Consider the following 15,504-nt stretch of genomic DNA (forward strand, 5'->3'; position numbering starts at 1 on the left):
TCAGGCCGATGGTGAAGGTGGTGGCGGCTGAGGCGGACCTACGGAAGGAGGTAGATCACACCGAAGAGGCCGACCCACACGATGTCGACGAAGTGCCAGTAGTAGGACACGACGATCGCCGACGTGGCCTGGGCGGGCGTGAACTTGCTCAGTTTCGTGCGGATGAGCAGGTACACGAAGGCGACGAGCCCGCCGATGACGTGCAGGCCGTGGAACCCGGTGGCGAGGTAGAAGACCGTGCCGAACGGGCCGGACGGGATCGTCATGCCCTCTTCGACCAGGTTGTGGTACTCGTTGGCCTGGCCGCCGACGAAGATCGCGCCCATGATCAACGTGACGATGTACCAGCGGCGCAGCCCGTAGACGTCACCGCGCTCCGCGGCGAACACCCCGAACTGGCAGGTCAGCGAGGACAGCACGAGGATCACCGTGAACGGGATCGCGTACGCCACGTTGAGCTTGAACTCCTCGCCGTGCAGCGGCGGCGGCCACTGGCCGGACGAGTTCTGCGCCTTGACGGTGAAGAACATCGCGAACAGTCCGGCGAAGAACATCAGCTCGCTGGAAAGCCACACGATGGTGCCGACACTGACCATGTTCGGCCGGTTCAGCGAGTGGACCCGCTGACTGATGGTGGGAGCTGCCGTTGTCACGCGTCGCATTATGTCCTCTCGCACCACCGCTCCGCCGGGTGGGTCCACGGCGGGTCGTCTGCGTAACCGATCACACCGGATGCCCGGGAAGGTGAGAGCTACTCATGGGTTTACTCGACCGCCTGCTTGACCTGGTCAAGAAGCGGGAAACGCCCGGTCTGACGCCTGACACGCCGGGGCTGGAGATCGTCGCGGAGGCCTTCGACCCGGTCGTCGCGGACTCCGCCGTGCTCGCCGGTTCACCCGCCTGGGTCGCCGCGGCACCGGCCGTCCTGCGGCACCACCTGCTGCTGCCTCCGGACCGGCTCGCCGAGGCGGCGTCGATCCTCGCCCAGGACGGCTACGAGCTGCGGGAACAGGGGGTTTCCGGCGATCTCGCGCGGGTGCTCGCTGTGCGCGTCCAGGTGCTCGACGCCCTGCACTGCGCCCAGGAACGGTCCCGGATGGCCGGTCTCGCGCAACGATTGGGCGGCGACGCGCTCGGCTGGGACGCGCTCCAGCCGGAGCCGACCGCGTGATGTCGGTCTCGGCCGATACGATCGGCGTGCGAGTGGTGCGGTGACGAGAGAGGGCGTGTCCAACATGGGCGAGCGGTCGATGCGGGTCCTGGTGTTCAGCCACAAGGCGGAGGTGCGCGAGGCGATCGTGAACGCGGTCGGCCGGCGGCCCGCCGCCGACCTGGCGCGCGTGGACTACGTCGAGGCGGCCGGCATCGCCGACGTGCTGTCCGAGGTGGACGCGGGGAACGTCGACCTGGCCATCCTCGACGGCGAGGCCCAGCCGACCGGCGGCATCGGCCTCTGCCGTCAGCTGAAGAGTGAAATCACCGACTGTCCCCCGATCGTGGTCGCCGTGCGGCGCAAGGACGACCGGTGGCTGGCCACCTGGTCGCAGGCGGACGCCGTGCTGGTGCACCCGCTGGACCCGCTGACCGCCGCGGAGACCGTCGCCGACGTGCTGCGCGCGCGACGGGTCCCCGTCGTGAACGGCTGAGCCCGGTGACCACCCCGGTCCCCCGCACCTGGCCACCCCTGCTCAAGCAGCTCATCGCGGGCGTCGACCTCTCCGCGGAGGACACGGCGTGGGCGATGGACCAGATCATGAGCGGCGCGGCGAGCCCGGCCCGGATCGCCGGGTTCGCGGTCGCGCTGCGCGCCAAGGGCGAGACGCCCGAGGAGATCGCCGGCATGGCCGCCACGATGCTGGCGCACGCCCGGCGGGTCGAACTGGACCGCCCGGCGGTCGACATCGTCGGCACCGGCGGCGACGGCTCCAACTCGGTGAACATCTCGACGATGGCGACGATCGTCACGGCCGCGGCGGGCGCGCCGGTGGCCAAGCACGGCAACCGCAGCGCGTCGTCGAAGTCCGGCGCGGCGGACGTGCTGGAGACCCTCGGCGTGCGGATCAGCCTGCCGCCGGAGGACGTCCAGCGCAGCCTCGCGGAGGTCGGCGTCGGGTTCTTCCTGGCGTCGGCGTTCCACCCGGCGCTGCGGCACGCCGGCCCGGTGCGCAGCGAGCTCGGCATCCCGACGACGTTCAACCTGCTCGGCCCCCTGACCAACCCGGCCCAGCCGGGCGCGGCGCTCATCGGCTGCGCGTACGCCGACAAGACGCGGGTGCTGGCGGAGACGTTCGCCCGCCGCGGCACCCGCGCCCTGGTGGTCCGCGGCGACGACGGCCTCGACGAGATCACCACGACGACGACGTCGACGGTCTGGGTGGTCTCGGACGGCGAGGTCACCGAACGCAGCTTCGACCCGGCGTCCGTGGGCATCCCCCGAGCGACGGCGGAGGACCTGCGCGGCGGCGACGCGGCGGCGAACGCGGAGGTGGTCCGCGAGCTGGTCGGCGGCAAGCCGGGCCCGGTCCGCGACGCGGTCCTGGTCAACGCGGCGGCCGCGCTGGCCGCCTTCACGGGCTTCTCGGACTCCCTGGAGGACGACCTCCGGGCCGGGCTGACGCGGGCCGCGGAGGCGATCGACTCGGGTGCCGCGGCCGCGCTGCTGGACCGCTGGATCGCCTTCAGCTGACCTTCACCGGCTGCGCTTCGGGGCGGCGGCTGCGCTGCGGTGCCAGTGCGGCCGCCAGCACCGCGAGCATGCCCAGCGCCTCCGGCCAGTTCGGGCGGTGGCCGTAGAACACGATGTCGACCAGGACAGCGACCACCGGGTACAGGTAGGACAGCAGCGCCACCGTCGTGGTCGGCAGCTTGCCGATGCTCGCGTACATCAGCACGTACATCAGTGCGGTGTGGACGGTGCCGAGCAGGACCAGCCAGAGCAGGCCCGAGGTCGTCGCCGGCAGCGGCGTGATCAGCAGCGCCGGGGCGAGCACCAGCGCGCCCACCGTCGTCTGCACCGCGGCCAGCAGGTGCGGGCGGATGTGCTTCAGCTGCTTCGCGACGAAGGACGCTCCGGCGTACAACACGGCCGCGCCGAGGGCCAATGCGATGCCGGCGAGCTGCACCGGCTTGCCGTCCTCGCCGTGCGCGGACAGGGAGATCAACGCCACCCCGGCGAAGGCGATCCCGGCCCGGGCCAGGTGGCTCTTGGCCACCTTCTCCCCGAGGAACGCCGCCGCCAGGCCGACCAGGATCAGCGGCTGGGTGTGGTAGACGACCGTGCTGACCGAGATCGACGACAGCGCGTACGAGGCGAACAGCAGCACCCAGTTGCCGACTAGGAACAGCCCGCCCAGCACGGCCAGCCCCAGGTCGCGGCGGGACGGCCGCCAGGAGAGCAGCCAGCCGCGCGAGAGGCACCACAGCACGAGCAGCGCGCCGCCGACGAAGCAGCGGGCGAACGCCACGGCGGGGGCGGCCGCGCCGCTCTCGAGCACGACGGCACCGATCGTGCCGGACATCGCCATCGCCGCGGACCACTGGAGCAGCGGGCGGGTTTCGGAGTTCGTCATGCCGACCAGGTTCGTCCCGTCCGGCGCCGCCAACCAGTGTCAGAGATGACAATGGCCGCAAAACTTGTGACAGACTGGCCGCCATGGACGTCAACCGGGTCGCCGTGGTGCTCGCCGACCGCGTTTCGCCGTTCGAGCTGGGCGTCGCGTGCGAGGTCTTCGGCACCGACCGCAGCGCCGACGGCATCGAAGGCTGGGATTTCGCCGTCTGCTCCCCCGGCGGCTCCGCGGTCGAAAGCTGGTCCGGGTTCGGGCTGTCCGGCCTGCGGGACCTGGACTTCGCGGCCTCGGCGGACCTGCTGATCGTGCCGACGTGCGCGCCGAGGACCGCCCCGCCGCCCGGACCGGTGCTGGACGTCCTGCGCGACGCGGCCGGGCGCGGCGCCTGGGTGGCGGGGTTCTGCGCGGGGGTGTTCACCCTCGGCTACGCGGGCCTGCTCGACGGCCGCCGCTGCACGGTCCACTGGGTGTACGAGGCGGAATTCCGGCAGCGGTTCCCGGCGGCCCAGGTGGATCCGCAGGCGCTGTACGCCGACGACGGCGGCGTCCTGACCAGCGCGGGCACGGTCGCCGCGGTCGACCTGTGCCTGCACCTGGTCCGCCGCCTGCGCGGCGTCGCGGCAGCCACGACGCTGGCCCGGCGGATGGTGGCGGCTCCGCACCGCGCGGGCGGGCAGGCGCAGTTCGTGCAGGCACCCGTCCCGGCGACGGCGGCGGGCGACGACGCCGTGGTGGCGGAGGCCCTGGAGTGGGTGGAGCGGCGCCTGGACCAGCCGTTCACGGTGGCCGAACTGGCCCGCCGCAGCGGCCTCGGCGAGCGGACGTTCCTGCGCCGCTTCTCCGCGGCGACGGGCACCACGCCGCACCGCTGGCTGACCGAGCGGCGGCTGGACCGCGCCCAGGCCCTGCTGGAGGAGGGCGGACTGTCGGTGGAGGACATCGCGACGGCGTGCGGCTACGCGTCGGCGGCCGCCCTGCGCCACCAGTTCAGCCGGCTGCGCGGCACGAGCCCATCCTCCTACCGGACAGCGTTCCGCGGTTGAAACGAAACCGGCCGCCACGCGGGTGCGTGACGGCCGGTTCCGGATGCGTGAGCGTCAGTCGTGCGAGGGGCCCGTGTGGTACTCGAACACCAGGCCGCCGATCGTGATGAGCAGCGCGACCAGGGCGATCACCAGCAGCCAGATGTGGAAGAACGCCAGCGCCACGGCCGCGAGCGCCGCGGTGGCCGCCATGCCGATCGGCCAGTAGCTGCCCGGGCTGAAGAAGCCCAGCTCACCCGCGCCGTCGCTGATCTCGGCGTCCTCGCGGTCCTCCGGGCGCGGCTCGATGCGCCGGGAGATGAACTGCATGTAGCTGCCCGCCAGGAACGCGAGGCCGCCGGTGAGGAACAGGGCGACGATGCCGACCGGCTCCGGTCCGTGGGTCGCGGACAGGCCGGTCCACACCCAGTACACGGCCGCCATGAACACGGCGAAGATCGCCACGATGAAGAAGATGCGGGCTTCGACCTTCATGGTCTTTTCCTACTCCTTGGGTGCGACGCCGTCAGTTGGACGCGGTGCGCGCGGTGCGGTCGGTGTTGAACGGCTGGGTGGTCACCGCGTGCGGGGTGCACAGCTCGCCGCAGTTCATCTTCGCCAGCGCTTCGGCCGCGGTGAACGTCTGGCCCGTGGCCGGGTTCACCTGCTTGCGCAGCGCGATGTACTGGTCGAACTTGTCCGCCGACAGCGCGCGGACCTCGAAGTTCATCACCGAGTGGTAGGTGCCGCACAGTTCCGCGCACCGGCCGACGAAGGAGCCTTCGCGGTCGATCTTGTTCTGGAACGAGCTGTCCTGGTTGTTCTTCTCCGGGTTCGGGAAGACGTCCCGCTTGAAGTGGAACTCCGGCACCCAGAAGGAGTGGATGACGTCGGTGGAGACCAGGTCGTACTGGATGGTCTTGCCGACCGGGAGCACCAGCAGCGGGATCTCGCCGGACGAGCCGACCGTGCTGACCTGGCCGCTGCCGTCGGGCTTCGCCGCGTTGGCGTCCTCGTACTTGAACTCCCAGTTCCACTGGAAGGCGACGACCTGGACCTTGACGTCCGGGTTCGGGATCTTGTCGAGGACCTTCGACTCCGTCGTCGCGGTGAAGAAGAACAGGACGCAGACCATGATCGTCGGGACGACGACCGTGAACAGCTCCAGCGGGATGTTGTACTGGAACTGCCGGGGCAGCTCCTCCGGCTCGCCGTCGGCGGTCTTCTTCTTGCGGTGGAACGTCGCGGTCCAGAAGATCAGGCCCCACACGATGACGCCGACGACCAGCGCGGCCACCACGGCCCAGGTCCACAGCGTGCGCATCTGGTCGGCCTGGTGGGTGACGCCCACCGGCCAGCCGAAGCGCAGGATCTCGTCGCCGGAGCAGCCCGTCGCGGTCAGCGCGACCAGCACGGCCAGCGCGGCGATCCGCACGGTCCGCTTCCCCAGGGTGCGCTCGGGTTGTCCCACTGCGCCTCGCCCTTTCACCCAGAGCCTCCTACGACCGATCTTTGTGACAGGGCGGAGCCTAGCCGAGTTGACGCGGTCCGCTGACTAAGGGGTAACCGTCGACGCGCGTGGTACTCGCCACGGCGGTCCCGGCATACTGGGGCCTTCCCCCAGCCCGGTGAAGACCCTGAAGGTGTGTGAGTACCCGTGTGCGGCCTGCTTGGACTGATCTGCGCGACCGAGACCGGCGCGGCGAACGCGCGTGACGCCGTCGGCGCGGCCATGCGCTGCCAGCGCCACCGCGGCCCCGACGAGCAGGACACCTGGGCCGACGCCGAGGTCGTCTACGGCTTCAACCGGCTCGCCTTCATCGACGTCGAGCACGCCCACCAGCCCCTGGTCTGGGGGCCGCCGGAGGCGCCGGGCCGGTACACGATGAACTTCAACGGCGAGATCTACAACTACCTGGAGCTGCGGGCCGAGCTCGCCGAAAAGCACGGCGCGAAGTTCGAGACCGAGGGTGACGGCGAAGCCATCGTCGCCGGCTTCCACTACCTCGGCGCGGAGTGGGTCAAGCGCCTGCGCGGCATGTTCGCCTTCATGATCTGGGACTCCCAGGAGAAGCGGGTCTTCGGCGCGCGCGACCCGTTCGGGATCAAGCCGCTGTTCTACTCGGCCGGCCCCGGCGGCGTGGCGTTTTCCAGCGAGAAGAAGAGCCTGCTGGAGCTGTCGGACGTCCTCGGCGTCGCGCAGGAGCTGGACCGCAGGGCCCTCCAGCACTACCTGGTGCTGCAGTACGTGCCCGAGCCCGAGTCGCTGCACACGGCGATCCGGCGCGTCGAATCCGGGACGTCGTTCGAGGTGGTGCCCGGCGGTGAGGTGAAGTTCACCCGCTACTTCCACCCGCAGTTCAGCGCGAAGCCGGTCAACTCCCCCGCCGAGGCCGAAGAGCTGTACCAGCGCATCGCCGATGTGATGCGCGACTCGGTCGGCAAGCACATGATCTCCGACCCGGACGTCACCGTGGGTGCCTTCCTGTCCGGCGGCATCGACTCCACGGCCACCGCCACGCTGGCCAAGGAGCACAACCCGAACCTGATCGCGTTCACCACCGGGTTCGAGCGCGAGGGCTACTCCGAGGTCGACGTCGCCGCCGAGTCGGCCGCCGCGATCGGCGTGAAGCACGTGGTCCGGACGGTGTCGGCGGACGAGATGATGGAGGTCCTGCCGCTCATCGTCTGGTACCTCGACGACCCGGTGGCCGACCCGGCGCTGGTCCCGCTGTGGTTCATCGCCCGCGAGGCCCGCAAGCACGTCAAGGCGGTGCTGTCCGGCGAGGGCGCGGACGAGCTGTTCGGCGGCTACACGATCTACAACGAGCCGATCTCGCTGGCGCCGTTCGAGAAGATCCCGGGCGGCATGCGGAAGCTGATCGGCAAAGTGTCGACGAAGATCCCCGAGGGCACCCGCGGCAAGGACCTGCTGCGCCGCGGCGCGCTGCCGCTGGAGGACCGCTACTACGGCAACGCCCGCAACTTCCGCGACGACCAGCTGCGGAACGTTTTGAAGACCTACCAGGAGGGCGTCGGCTTCAAGGACGTCACGGCACCCTGGTACGAGGTCTCGCGCGGCTGGGACCCGGTGGCCCGCATGCAGCACGTCGACCTCTACACGTGGCTGCGCGGCGACATCCTGGTCAAGGCCGACAAGGTGACGATGGCGAACTCGCTGGAGCTGCGGGTGCCGTTCCTGGACGCCGAGGTGTTCAAGGTCGCCGCGTCGATCCCCCTCGATCAGAAGCTGGCGCACGGGACGACGAAGTACGCGCTGCGCCAAGCGCTGGCCAAGATCATCCCGGCGCACGTGCTGAACCGCCGCAAGCTCGGCTTCCCGGTTCCGATCCGGCTGTGGCTGCGCAACGAGATGTACGACTGGGCCCGCGGGATCATCTCGGACTCGAAGACCGAGGAGCTGCTGGACAAGCAGGCGATCCTGGCGCTGCTGGAGGAGCACAAGGCGGGCCAGCTGGACCGCAGCCGGCAGCTGTGGGCGCTCATCGTGTTCATGCTGTGGCACGGCATCTTCGTCGAGCACCGCATCAAGCCGGAGATCCCCGAGCCGGTCTACCCGGTCAAGCTCTGAAGCCTGCCGCGGCTCTCGTGAGTGGGAAGCAGTGTTCCAACCCTGTTTCCCACTCACGAGCCGCGGGCGGGGCTCAGGCGGCGGGCAGGACCGGCGCGATCTCCTCGGCCGCGTCCGGGCCGAACGCCTCGCCGATGCGGGCCAGCGCCTCGGTGCGGTCGAACGTCCACTCCTGGGTGCCGACCGTCTCCAGCACCAGGACCGCGATCAGCGAGCCGAGCTGGGCGGCGCGCTCGACGCCGAGTCCGCCGTCGAGGCCGGCCAGGAAGCCCGCGCGGAAGCCGTCGCCGACGCCCGTCGGGTCCGCCTTCGCGCGCTCGGGGACCGCGCCGATCTGCAGGTTGACGCCGTCCTGGCCGACGATCTCGACACCCTTCTCGCCCAGCGTCGTGATGCGCAGGCCGACCTGGCCGAGGACGTCGGCCTCGGTCCAGCCGGTCTTCTGGAGCAGCAGCTCCCACTCGTAGTCGTTGCTGAACAGGTACTTCGCGCCGGCGACGAACGCCCGCGCCTGCTCGCCGCTCATCCGGGCCAGCTGCTGCGACGGGTCGACGGCGAACTCGTACCCGCGCTGCCGGCACTCCGCGGCGTGGCGGATCATGCCTTCGGGGTCGTCCGGGCTGATCAGCACCAGGCTGAGGCCGCCGGCGCGCTCGGCGATCGGCTGCAGCTCGATGTTGCGGGACTCGGCCATCGCGCCGGCGTAGAACGTCGCGATCTGGCAGAGGTCCTCGTCGGTGGTGCAGACGAACCGCGCGGTGTGCGCGACCTCGGACACGTGCACGCCCGAGGTGTCCACCCCGTGCCGCTCCAGCCAGGAGCGGTAGTCGGCGAAGTCGGCGCCGACGGCACCCACGAGGACCGGCTGGACGCCGAGCACCCCGAGGCCGAAGGCGATGTTCGCGCCGATGCCGCCGCGCCGGACGACCAGGTCGTCGGCGAGGAAGCTCAGCGAGACGCGGTGCAGCTGCTCGGCGACCAGCTGCTCGGCGAACCTGCCCGGGAAGTGCATGAGGTGGTCGGTCGCGATACTGCCGGACACCGCGATCCTGGCCTTTTCTGCCACCGGCTGCTCCTTTGTGCTCGGCCTCACGGCAAAAGGCGCGAAGTTACCCCCCGGGTCATGACCCATCCGGGTAGTTCGCGCGTGCCCAGCCGACACTACCGGCTGGTACTCCTTCTCCAGTCGAGAGCGGATCAATAGCGTTACGAATCGTGAACGCCGTCACCGAACCCGAGACCCTGTCCGAGCTGATCGCCGACTGCGCGCTCATCCCGGCGACGTTGCAGGCCGAGAGCCTGCCGCAGCCCCGTGTCACGGCCAAGCCGTGGCAGGTCGACGAGGCGTGCCACGCCCAGGTGGCCGAGCTCGACGCGTACGTGTAGGTCCGCAGCGACGAAGAAGGCCCCGCCTCCCTCGGGAGGCGGGGCCTTCTTCGTCGCTGTCACTCAGTGGAACGAGTCGCCGCAGGCGCAGGAGCCGGTGGCGTTCGGGTTGTCGATCGTGAAGCCCTGCTTCTCGATCGTGTCCACGAAGTCGATGACGGCTTCCGACACGTACGGCGCGCTCATCCGGTCCACGGCGACCTTGAGGCCGTCGAAGTCGCGGAACAGGTCGCCGTCGAGCGTGCGCTCGTCGAAGAACAGCTGGTAGCGCAGGCCCGCACAGCCACCGGGCTGGACGGCGATGCGCAGGTGCATGTCGTCGCGGCCCTCCTGCTCGAGCAGGGCCTTCGCCTTGGAAGCCGCGGCGTCGGTCAACGTGACGCCGTGGGTCTCCTCGGCGGTCTCGGCCTGCGTCGCGCCGGCGTGCTCAGCGGTCGTCATGGCACTCCCTCATCAAAGTCGAACTCGCTGCGGATACTCCTCGTGCTGAGCTGTTCAACACCGGGGACGTCCGATCTGTTCCCCACCATCGTCGCACATGGATCGACCTGGTGAACGGCGGCGTGACGCCTGCAATACCCTGATGACGTGAGGTTCCTGCGCCGAAGCACCACAGACACCGCCGCCGAAGAGCCGGAGACGACGGACGCCGTCGACGTCGGCGGCAAGGCGTTCACGCCCGGTAAGGGCAAGGCCACGCCCAAGCGCCGTGACGCGGAGGCGAAGAAGCGCGGCCCGGTGGCGCCGCCGCCCACCACCATGCGTGAGGCGATGAAGCGCAACAAGGAGCTGCGCAAGGCGAACCCCCAGACCAAGGAGGACCGCCGCGCAGCGGCCAAGGCCCGCCGCGAAGCGATGATGCGCGGCGACGACAAGGCCCTCCTCCCCCGCGACCGCGGCCCGGTCAAGGCGTACGTCCGCGACCTGGTCGACAGCCGCCGCAACCTGCTCGGCCTGTTCATGCCGCTGGCGATCGTGGTGTTCCTGGCGCTGCTGGTGCCGCTGCCGCAGGTGCAGTCGTACATCACGCTGCTGTGCACGGCGATGCTGCTGGTGATGGCGATCGAGGGCTTCGTGAACGGGCGGAAGATCGCGAAGCTGGTGCGGGAGAAGTTCCCGAAGGAAGCGGTGAACGGCCGGTCGATCGGCTGGTACGCGTTCGTGCGGGCGTCGCAGATCCGGAAGCTGCGGGTCCCGAAGCCGCGGCTGAAGCCGGGCGACCCGATCCCGAACTGAGCGGTTTCGAAGAAGCCGGGTCGAGCACTGCTCGACCCGGCTTCTTGCTGCCCGGACTGCGGTAGGCTTCGCAGCCAGGACCTGTCGTCACACCCGGCCGGTCCGGCGTTCTGTCTGGCCCTACCAGCCGGGGCCACCCGGGATCGGACGCCATGAGCACGCGCCGGCGAAAGCCGGACTACCCCGCGTTGCGCCCGACCGGCCGGCGAGGATGTCCCGGGCCCACCGGCGGTGAGGCGAACGCGTGTCCGAATCCCTGCTGGCTCGCATCGTCGGCATGTCCGCGGCGAGCCTCTGGGCGATCGCCGCCATCCTCGTCATCGTCTTCCTCGGCGCCTGGCTCATCTACCGGCTTCACCTCGCGAAGCGCCAGGACGGCGAGCGGTTCCGCCTCAAGCTGCCGTTCTTCGAGATCGAAACGGGCCCTCCGGCCGACAAGCAGGACGAACAGCCCAAGTGATGCCGGAGTCACTCCAGGGTCGTTAGCAAAGCAAACGATTACCGCCTAGGCTGAGGCCCATGGAGTTTCGTCGTCTCGGCCGCAGTGGCCTCAACGTCAGTGAGATCTCGTACGGGAACTGGCTCACCCATGGTTCCCAGGTCGAGGAGGACCAAGCGCACGCCTGCATCAAGGCCGCCCTCGACGCCGGCATCACCACCTTCGACACCGCCGACGTCTACGCCAACACCGTCGCCGAATCGGTCCTCGGGCGCGGCCTCAAGGGCCAGCGGCGGGAAAGCCTCGAGATCTTCACCAAGGTCTACTGGCCCACCGGTCCCAAGGGCCCCAACGACAAGGGCCTCTCCCGCAAGCACATCATGGAGTCCGCGAACGCGAGCCTCCAACGGCTCGGCACCGACTACGTCGACCTCTACCAGGCCCACCGCTTCGACCGGCACACGCCGCTCGAAGAGACCATGCTCGCCTTCGCCGACCTCGTGCGCCAAGGCAAGGTGCTCTACGTCGGCGTCTCCGAGTGGACCGCCGAGCAGATCTCCCGCGGGGCCGCCCTCGCCCGCGAGCTCAAGGTCCCCTTCGTCTCCAACCAGCCGCAGTACAACATGCTCTGGCGCGTCATCGAGGACCAGGTCATCCCCGCCTCGGAGCGCGAAGGCCTGAGCCAGATCGTCTGGTCGCCGATCGCGCAGGGCGTGCTCACCGGCAAGTACAAGCCCGGCCAGGACTACCCCGCCGGCTCGCGGGCCACCGACGAGAAGGGCGGGGCGAACATGGTCGCCCGCTTCCTCGACGAGACCGTCCTCAAGCGCGTCGCCGAGCTCGAGCCGCTCGCGCAGCAGGCCGGCCTGAGCCTCGCCCAGCTGGCCGTCGCCTGGGTGCTGCAGAACCCGAACGTCGCCTCGGCGATCATCGGGGCCTCGCGCCCGGAACAGGTGCACGAGAACGTCAAGGCCGCCGGCCAGAAGCTCGACGCCGACCTGCTCACGGCCATCGACGACGTCCTCGGCGACGTCGTGGAGCGCGACCCGAGCCTGACCAAGAGCCCCTAGTCCTGGTTGATCCGGCCCTGGAACGGCACGCCGAGCTCGAACGCGTCCTCCGGGGCCTGCCGGGGCTGCAGCCCGAACCCGCGCAGGAGGCGGCTGGCCCCGGCCAGCCGGTCGCCTCCCCGCCCGGGCACCCGCGACGGCGCGAGGCCGTGCGAAACCAGCAGCGTCTCGACCTCGTCGATCAGCTTGTACGGGTCGTAGTCACCCACGAACCCAGGTCCTCCCGGTGATCCGCTCGTAGACCTCGGTGTAGCGCCGCCGTGTCTGCTCGACGATCTCCGCGGGGATCTCCGGCCCGGGCGGGGTCTGGTCCCAGCCCGTCGACCGCGACCAGTCGCGCACGAACTGCTTGTCGAACGCGTGCTGCGGGCGGCCCGGCTCCCACTCGTCGGCGGGCCAGAACCGCGACGAGTCCGACGTCAGGACCTCGTCGCCGAGGGTCAGCGTGCCGTCGGCGTCGAAGCCGAACTCCAGCTTCGTGTCGGCGATGATCACACCCTGGGCCGCCGCGTGCTCGGCGCCCTTCGTGTAGATCTCCAGCGTCAGCTCGCGAAGCCGCTTCGCGGTGTCCTCGCCGATCTCGTTCAGGACCTCGTCGAAGGTCATGAACTCGTCGTGCCCGGTGTCGGACTCCTTCGTCGTCGGCGTGAAGATCGGCTCCGGCAGCTTGTCGCCTTCGACCAGTCCCGGCGGCAGCGCGACGCCGGAGATCTTGCCGTCGCGCTGGTATTCGCGCAGGCCCAGGCCGGCCAGGTAGCCGCGGGCGATGCACTCGACCTTGACCATCTTCAGCGGCTTGCAGCGCATCGCCCGCCCGGCGAACTGCTCCGGCACGTCGGTGGTCGACACGACGTGGTTCGGGACGACGTCGGCCATCCGGTCGAACCACCACGCGGAGAGCTGGTTGAGCAGCTTGCCCTTGTCCGGGATCGGCGTCGGCAGCGACACGTCGTAGACCGAGACGCGGTCGGACGCGACCAGCAGGATGTCCCCGCCGTCGAGTTCGTACAGGTCACGGACCTTGCCCGCGTGGATGTGCTTCATTCGCCGTCCTCAGTCGTGTACTCGTAGAAAACCCAGTGGTCGGGCAAGGCGGCGGACTCACCGTACTCGACGACCGTCCCGTCGGCCGCCAGGAAGGTGCTCCGGCCCAGCAGCACCGGCGACCCGGCGGCCAGCCCCAGCTCGGCCGCCTCTTCCTCGCTCGCGCGGCCCGCCGCGTGCCGTTCCTGCGTCGTCGCGATCTTCGTGCCCAGCCGGGCGGCCGCGTGGGCCGCGGTGCCTTCGACGATCCGCTCGGCCACCAGCAGCGCCGGCGCCTTCGCCGACAGCGCGCCGTCGAACCACGACGTCGACGTCGACAGCGGCTGCGAGTCGGACCCGTAGGTGGTGCGGCGGCGGCGGATGGCCGGGGCGCCCGGCTCCAGGCCCAGCGCGGCCGCGGCGCGTTCGGACGCCGGTTCGAGCCCGGCCGACCGGACCACCGCGTAGTGGCCCGGCGGGTAGATCCGGCCCGTCCGGCCCGCGGCGGCGGCGCGGTCACGGGCCGTGCGGTGCAGGCCGCCGCGGTCGACGACCGTGCCGACGCCGCGCACGGGGCGCACCAGGCCCTGCGAGCGGAGCGTGGCCAGTACCTTGGTCGCGGTCGCCATCGCGACGGCCCAGGTGCGGGCGATCTCGCGCGCGGACGGCACCGCGTCGCCCTCCTGCAACCGGCCGGACAGGATGTCGTCACGGATCCGGCCCGCGATCTGCAGGTACGGCGGCTCAGGACGGTCGAGGGTGGGCAAGTCGGCTCCTCACGCCGGACAACGCGCACAAGTGTTCTAGCACGCCGGGGTGTCTCCCACAAAGCCCTGTTCAGAACCACCCAGGTGTACTAGTACACGTGCTGGACTGCGCACTAGTACGCAAGTTACCCTCGAAAGTGTGTCCCCGCCCACATCACACAGCGGCTCAAGCGGCCAGGGCCTCGAGGAACTCCTCGAGGAACTCCGGCGCCGCAACTGGGTGCTGCACCTGTTCGGCGGCCGCGAGGCGCCGGAGCTTTACGCGGCGGTCAAGCGGTGGCCGACCTGCGCGGACGTCATCATCCTCCGCGACGAGCACCGGGCCAGCGCTTACCGCGTGCCGACCTTCCCGGGAACGGACGTGTTCCACCCGCGGGTCGTCACCTGGCAGTACCACGCCACCCCGGTCTGGACGCTGCGGGCCGTGCTGACCCTGGCGGAGCCCGGCACCCCGGGCGCGCCGCTGCAGGCGCTGCGCCCGCAGCCGGACTGCTGCATCCCGCCGGAACTGCGGCAGGACGTGACGATCCGGCCGACCGGAACGTACCGGAACGAAGACGACGGCGGCGGCCCGCCCGCGTGCGCTTAACGCGCTTCGCGAGCCAGTAGCCGCTCCGCGACCACGAGGTCGTGGGGATAGGTGATCTTGAGGTTCTCGGGAGCCCCCGGGACCCACCGGATCGGCAGGGAGGAGAACCGCTCCATGCAGGACGAAGTGTCCGTACCCACGAAGCCTTCGCGCTCGGCCTGTTCGTAGGCCTCGAGCAGCGGTCCGGCCCGGAAGCCCTGAGGCGTCTGGACGCGGATCGCGCCGGGCACCTGGGCGACCAGGTGCCCGGCATCCACCTCGACGACGTCGTCCGCGGCCAGGCCCGGCACAGCCCCCCCGTCCTCGCGTGTCCGGGCCAACACCGCACCGACCAGTTCGGGGTGGACCAGCGGCCGGGCCGCGTCGTGCAGCAACACGACGTCGACCCGGCCGCCTCTGATTCGCGGGGCGAGGTGCCGCAGGGCGTTCAGCTCGGAAGCCTGGCGCGTGTCCCCGCCGTGCACGACCTCGACGCCGTCGCCGGCGACCTCTTCGGCGAGTTCCCGATCCTGCGGCCGGATGACCAGCACGAGCACGCCGATGCCGGGCAGCTTGCGGAAGGCATCCAGCGACCAGGCGACGATCCGCCGGCCGGCCAGGGGCAGGTAGACCTTGTTCAGCTTCGCGCCGACGCGGGTTCCCGCGCCACTGGCCAGCACCACCGCGGCCGCCGTCGTTTCCACGAGCCGCGAGACTACCGGGCACCCGTTCCCGGTAAGTTGGCCGCAGCGTTGCCGTGCCACAGCGTTGAAACCGGGGCTCCGCCCCGGGCCGGGGGCTCCGCCACCCGGAACCCCCGAAAGAGTTGAAG

The 15,504-nt window shown here is 70.4% G+C and carries 20 protein-coding genes; 10 read left to right on the forward strand and 10 right to left on the reverse strand.

Going from position 1 to position 15,504, the window contains the following annotated elements:
* Positions 1–38 precede the first annotated feature (38 nt).
* The gene (locus AB0J55_RS25115) at positions 39–662 is read right to left on the reverse strand and encodes a heme-copper oxidase subunit III (protein ID WP_364252936.1); all 624 of its coding nucleotides are present in this window, start codon (positions 660–662) and stop codon (positions 39–41) included.
* A gap of 95 nt (positions 663–757) precedes the next feature.
* On the opposite strand from AB0J55_RS25115, the gene AB0J55_RS25120 reads away from it, so the two are divergent.
* The 3 genes from AB0J55_RS25120 (at position 758) to trpD (ending at position 2,686) form a co-directional block, all read left to right on the forward strand.
* A complete protein-coding gene (locus tag AB0J55_RS25120; protein ID WP_364252939.1) occupies positions 758–1,171 on the forward strand; it encodes a hypothetical protein in 414 nt (137 codons plus the stop codon).
* 64 nt (positions 1,172–1,235) lie between these two features.
* A complete protein-coding gene (locus AB0J55_RS25125) occupies positions 1,236–1,646 on the forward strand; it encodes a hypothetical protein (RefSeq protein ID WP_086848121.1) in 411 nt (136 codons plus the stop codon).
* 5 nt (positions 1,647–1,651) lie between these two features.
* A complete protein-coding gene (gene trpD, locus AB0J55_RS25130; RefSeq protein ID WP_364252941.1) occupies positions 1,652–2,686 on the forward strand; it encodes an anthranilate phosphoribosyltransferase in 1,035 nt (344 codons plus the stop codon).
* Here the strand turns inward: trpD and AB0J55_RS25135 are convergent.
* Complete coding sequence (locus tag AB0J55_RS25135) at positions 2,679–3,569, reverse strand: DMT family transporter (RefSeq protein WP_364252943.1); 891 nt, start codon at positions 3,567–3,569, stop codon at positions 2,679–2,681. The genes trpD and AB0J55_RS25135 overlap by 8 nt on opposite strands.
* Before the next feature lie 83 nt (positions 3,570–3,652).
* Between AB0J55_RS25135 and AB0J55_RS25140 the strand changes: the two genes are divergently transcribed.
* Positions 3,653–4,612 carry a helix-turn-helix domain-containing protein gene (locus AB0J55_RS25140; RefSeq protein ID WP_364252946.1) on the forward strand — a complete coding sequence of 320 codons (960 nt, stop codon included), beginning with the start codon at positions 3,653–3,655 and terminating at the stop codon, positions 4,610–4,612.
* 54 nt (positions 4,613–4,666) lie between these two features.
* Here AB0J55_RS25140 and AB0J55_RS25145 read toward each other — a convergent pair whose 3' ends face one another.
* Positions 4,667–5,086 (reverse strand): cytochrome c oxidase subunit 4, encoded by a 420-nt coding sequence (locus tag AB0J55_RS25145; RefSeq protein ID WP_364252949.1) that lies wholly within the window; start codon positions 5,084–5,086, stop codon positions 4,667–4,669.
* Between the two features lie 31 nt (positions 5,087–5,117).
* Positions 5,118–6,062 carry a cytochrome c oxidase subunit II gene (locus AB0J55_RS25150; protein ID WP_364252952.1) on the reverse strand — a complete coding sequence of 315 codons (945 nt, stop codon included), beginning with the start codon at positions 6,060–6,062 and terminating at the stop codon, positions 5,118–5,120.
* Between the two features lie 186 nt (positions 6,063–6,248).
* On the opposite strand from AB0J55_RS25150, the gene asnB reads away from it, so the two are divergent.
* The gene (gene asnB, locus AB0J55_RS25155) at positions 6,249–8,183 is read left to right on the forward strand and encodes an asparagine synthase (glutamine-hydrolyzing) (RefSeq protein ID WP_364252955.1); all 1,935 of its coding nucleotides are present in this window, start codon (positions 6,249–6,251) and stop codon (positions 8,181–8,183) included.
* A 73-nt stretch (positions 8,184–8,256) separates the two neighbouring features.
* On the opposite strand, the gene AB0J55_RS25160 is transcribed toward asnB, so the two are convergent.
* Positions 8,257–9,249, reverse strand: a complete 993-nt coding sequence (locus AB0J55_RS25160) for a carbohydrate kinase family protein (RefSeq protein ID WP_364252958.1) — start codon at positions 9,247–9,249, stop codon at positions 8,257–8,259.
* A 149-nt stretch (positions 9,250–9,398) separates the two neighbouring features.
* On the opposite strand from AB0J55_RS25160, the gene AB0J55_RS25165 reads away from it, so the two are divergent.
* The gene (locus tag AB0J55_RS25165; RefSeq protein ID WP_167346751.1) at positions 9,399–9,569 is read left to right on the forward strand and encodes a hypothetical protein; all 171 of its coding nucleotides are present in this window, start codon (positions 9,399–9,401) and stop codon (positions 9,567–9,569) included.
* A gap of 63 nt (positions 9,570–9,632) precedes the next feature.
* On the opposite strand, the gene AB0J55_RS25170 is transcribed toward AB0J55_RS25165, so the two are convergent.
* The gene (locus tag AB0J55_RS25170) at positions 9,633–10,010 is read right to left on the reverse strand and encodes an iron-sulfur cluster assembly accessory protein (RefSeq protein WP_004562664.1); all 378 of its coding nucleotides are present in this window, start codon (positions 10,008–10,010) and stop codon (positions 9,633–9,635) included.
* 147 nt (positions 10,011–10,157) lie between these two features.
* Between AB0J55_RS25170 and AB0J55_RS25175 the strand changes: the two genes are divergently transcribed.
* The 3 genes from AB0J55_RS25175 to AB0J55_RS25185 all read left to right on the forward strand — a co-directional run bounded on the left by AB0J55_RS25175 (position 10,158) and on the right by AB0J55_RS25185 (position 12,314).
* Positions 10,158–10,805 (forward strand): DUF3043 domain-containing protein, encoded by a 648-nt coding sequence (locus tag AB0J55_RS25175; RefSeq protein ID WP_364252962.1) that lies wholly within the window; start codon positions 10,158–10,160, stop codon positions 10,803–10,805.
* A gap of 244 nt (positions 10,806–11,049) precedes the next feature.
* Positions 11,050–11,265 (forward strand): hypothetical protein, encoded by a 216-nt coding sequence (locus tag AB0J55_RS25180; protein WP_364252965.1) that lies wholly within the window; start codon positions 11,050–11,052, stop codon positions 11,263–11,265.
* Between the two features lie 59 nt (positions 11,266–11,324).
* Positions 11,325–12,314, forward strand: coding sequence for an aldo/keto reductase family protein (locus tag AB0J55_RS25185; RefSeq protein ID WP_364252967.1), 990 nt, complete (start codon positions 11,325–11,327; stop codon positions 12,312–12,314).
* On the opposite strand, the gene AB0J55_RS25190 is transcribed toward AB0J55_RS25185, so the two are convergent.
* Genes AB0J55_RS25190 through AB0J55_RS25200 form a run of 3 tightly spaced genes read right to left on the reverse strand, consistent with a single transcriptional unit; the run spans position 12,311 to position 14,104 of the window.
* On the reverse strand, positions 12,311–12,523 hold the full coding sequence (locus AB0J55_RS25190; protein WP_364252970.1) for a hypothetical protein: 213 nt from the start codon (positions 12,521–12,523) through the stop codon (positions 12,311–12,313). The two genes, AB0J55_RS25185 and AB0J55_RS25190, sit on opposite strands and share 4 nt — an antisense overlap.
* The gene (locus AB0J55_RS25195) at positions 12,516–13,358 is read right to left on the reverse strand and encodes a phosphoribosylaminoimidazolesuccinocarboxamide synthase (protein ID WP_364252973.1); all 843 of its coding nucleotides are present in this window, start codon (positions 13,356–13,358) and stop codon (positions 12,516–12,518) included. Before AB0J55_RS25195 ends, AB0J55_RS25190 begins: the two co-directional genes overlap by 8 nt.
* Complete coding sequence (locus AB0J55_RS25200; protein WP_364252976.1) at positions 13,355–14,104, reverse strand: GntR family transcriptional regulator; 750 nt, start codon at positions 14,102–14,104, stop codon at positions 13,355–13,357. The genes AB0J55_RS25195 and AB0J55_RS25200 overlap by 4 nt, the downstream gene beginning before the upstream one ends.
* Before the next feature lie 139 nt (positions 14,105–14,243).
* On the opposite strand from AB0J55_RS25200, the gene AB0J55_RS25205 reads away from it, so the two are divergent.
* A complete protein-coding gene (locus AB0J55_RS25205; protein ID WP_364252979.1) occupies positions 14,244–14,693 on the forward strand; it encodes a hypothetical protein in 450 nt (149 codons plus the stop codon).
* On the opposite strand, the gene AB0J55_RS25210 is transcribed toward AB0J55_RS25205, so the two are convergent.
* The gene (locus AB0J55_RS25210) at positions 14,690–15,376 is read right to left on the reverse strand and encodes an IspD/TarI family cytidylyltransferase (protein ID WP_364252982.1); all 687 of its coding nucleotides are present in this window, start codon (positions 15,374–15,376) and stop codon (positions 14,690–14,692) included. The two genes, AB0J55_RS25205 and AB0J55_RS25210, sit on opposite strands and share 4 nt — an antisense overlap.
* Positions 15,377–15,504: the final 128 nt, after the last annotated feature.

The sequence above is a fragment of the Amycolatopsis sp. NPDC049688 genome (assembly GCF_040674975.1).
Classification (GTDB): domain Bacteria; phylum Actinomycetota; class Actinomycetes; order Mycobacteriales; family Pseudonocardiaceae; genus Amycolatopsis.

What these genes read in the sequence shown, in the direction of transcription:
- AB0J55_RS25135 (WP_364252943.1), bottom strand. Translation starts at nt 3,569, where the DNA reads ATGACGAACTCCGAAACCCGCCCGCTGCTCCAGTGGTCCGCGGCGATG.
- AB0J55_RS25170 (WP_004562664.1), bottom strand. Translation starts at nt 10,010, where the DNA reads ATGACGACCGCTGAGCACGCCGGCGCGACGCAGGCCGAGACCGCCGAG.
- AB0J55_RS25120 (WP_364252939.1), top strand. Translation starts at nt 758, where the DNA reads ATGGGTTTACTCGACCGCCTGCTTGACCTGGTCAAGAAGCGGGAAACG.
- AB0J55_RS25145 (WP_364252949.1), bottom strand. Translation starts at nt 5,086, where the DNA reads ATGAAGGTCGAAGCCCGCATCTTCTTCATCGTGGCGATCTTCGCCGTG.
- AB0J55_RS25115 (WP_364252936.1), bottom strand. Translation starts at nt 662, where the DNA reads ATGCGACGCGTGACAACGGCAGCTCCCACCATCAGTCAGCGGGTCCAC.
- AB0J55_RS25140 (WP_364252946.1), top strand. Translation starts at nt 3,653, where the DNA reads ATGGACGTCAACCGGGTCGCCGTGGTGCTCGCCGACCGCGTTTCGCCG.
- AB0J55_RS25195 (WP_364252973.1), bottom strand. Translation starts at nt 13,358, where the DNA reads ATGAAGCACATCCACGCGGGCAAGGTCCGTGACCTGTACGAACTCGAC.
- AB0J55_RS25185 (WP_364252967.1), top strand. Translation starts at nt 11,325, where the DNA reads ATGGAGTTTCGTCGTCTCGGCCGCAGTGGCCTCAACGTCAGTGAGATC.
- AB0J55_RS25125 (WP_086848121.1), top strand. Translation starts at nt 1,236, where the DNA reads ATGGGCGAGCGGTCGATGCGGGTCCTGGTGTTCAGCCACAAGGCGGAG.